The 1,759-nt window shown below is 63.3% G+C and carries 2 protein-coding genes; both read right to left on the reverse strand.

The annotated features are described in order from the left end of the window. Positions 1 to 64: 64 nt before the first annotated feature. Complete coding sequence (locus LO50_RS19255; RefSeq protein WP_044316037.1) at positions 65 to 496, reverse strand: acyl-CoA thioesterase; 432 nt, start codon at positions 494 to 496, stop codon at positions 65 to 67. 33 nt (positions 497 to 529) lie between these two features. Beyond that, the gene (locus LO50_RS19260) at positions 530 to 1,693 is read right to left on the reverse strand and encodes an iron-containing alcohol dehydrogenase (RefSeq protein WP_044316038.1); all 1,164 of its coding nucleotides are present in this window, start codon (positions 1,691 to 1,693) and stop codon (positions 530 to 532) included. Between the last annotated feature and the right edge of the window lie 66 nt (positions 1,694 to 1,759).

Genomic DNA, 1,759 nt, shown 5'->3' on the forward strand with positions numbered 1-1,759 from the left:
CCGGACCGGCCCAGCCGCTCCGGGCGATCTCGTTTACGGGCTTCTGCTGGATGCGCCGAGTGGGTTAACTCAAGGCTTCCAGCGCGGCGCGCAAGCGCCCGGGGATGGCGGTGGGACGGTTGCTTGCGCGTTCAACGAAGACATGCACGAAGCGGCCCGCGGCGCAGGCCTCCTGCTCACCCTCGCGGAAGATAGCCAGCTCGTATTGCACCGACGAGTTGCCCAGCCTGGCCACCCGCAGCCCGACCTCGATGACGTCCGGATAAGCGATCGACGCAAAGTAGTCGCAGGCGGAGCTGACCACGAAACCGACGATCTCACCGCCCTGGATATCCAGCCCGCCCTGCTGGATCAGATAGTTGTTCACCGCGGTATCGAAGAAACCGTAATAGACGACATTGTTCACGTGGCCATAGATATCGTTGTCGTGCCAGCGCGTGGTGATCGGCTGGAAATGCCGGTAATCGTGGCGCAGGTGCTTGGGTTGCTCAGGCATGGGTGGTTTCCACGTGCAGTAGTAAAAAGGCGCTCAATACGCCGCCTGATAGATCGCCAGCGCATCGGCTTCGGTGACTTCGCGCGGGTTGTTGACCAGCAGGCGCTGCTGCAGCATTGCCTCCTTGGCCAGCTGCGGCAGCATCTCCTCCGGCACGCCGGCATCGCGCAGCCGGGTCGGCAGGCCGACTCGCGCACTCATCTGCTCGAACTCCTCGATCAACTGCTCGGCGTAGGTGGACGGGTCGTCGGCGCGCAAACGATCACCGAGGATGATCGGCGCCAGCTCGCCGTAATGAGTGGTCGCCGCACTGACGTTGAAGCGCAGCACCTGCGGCAGCACCAGCGCATTCGACAGCCCGTGCGGAATATGAAAGTTGCCTCCCAGCGGATAGGCCAAGGCATGCACCGCCGCCCCCGGCGCATTGGCAAACGCCTGCCCGGCCAGACAGGCGCCGAGCAGCATGGCCTGGCGTGCCTCGCGGTTGCTGCCGTTGTGTACCGCTTCGTCGAGGTTGGCCGCCAATAGACGCAGGGCTTCACGGGCCAGCAGGTCGGACATGGGGTTTTTCTTGAGTGCGCTGGTGTAGGCCTCGATGGCGTGCACCATGGCGTCGATACCGGTGGCCGCGGTCACCGCTGGAGGCAGGCCGAGGGTGAGGTCGGCATCCAGCAATGCCAGATCGGGCAGCAACAGGGTCGATACCACACCCATCTTGGTCGTCTCGCCGGTGGTGATGATGGCGATCTGCGTGACTTCCGAGCCGGTGCCGGCGGTGGTCGGCACCTGAATAAGCGGCAGGCGCTGGCCCTTGGCATTGCCGACCCCGTAGATATCCTGCAGCGATTGGGCACAGGCCGGATGCGCCAGCAACGCCACCAGCTTGGCGACGTCCATGGAGCTGCCACCGCCGAAACCGATGATGAGATCGGCTCCCACTGCCCGAGCCTGCTCCACCGCCGTCATGACGATGTGTTCCGGCGGATCGGCGATGACCTGATCGTAGATCGCAACTGCCAAGCCTTCGCTTTCGAAGCCAGGCAAGACATCATTGAGCAGGCCGAAACGGGTGATGCCCGGATCGGTGACGACCAATACGGAACGCGCCCCGCGCTCCTTGCAGAGGCTAGCCAAACGGCGAGAAGAGCCGGGCTCACAGATCAATTGCGCGGTTGTGGCAAAGCTGAACGGATGCATGCTGCCTCCTGACTGTTTTTATTCGGCTTTGGCAAAGGCAGTCAACGTGAAAAAAGCGCCCTCACC

This window comes from Stutzerimonas stutzeri (genome assembly GCF_000935215.1).
Classification (GTDB): Bacteria; Pseudomonadota; Gammaproteobacteria; order Pseudomonadales; family Pseudomonadaceae; genus Stutzerimonas.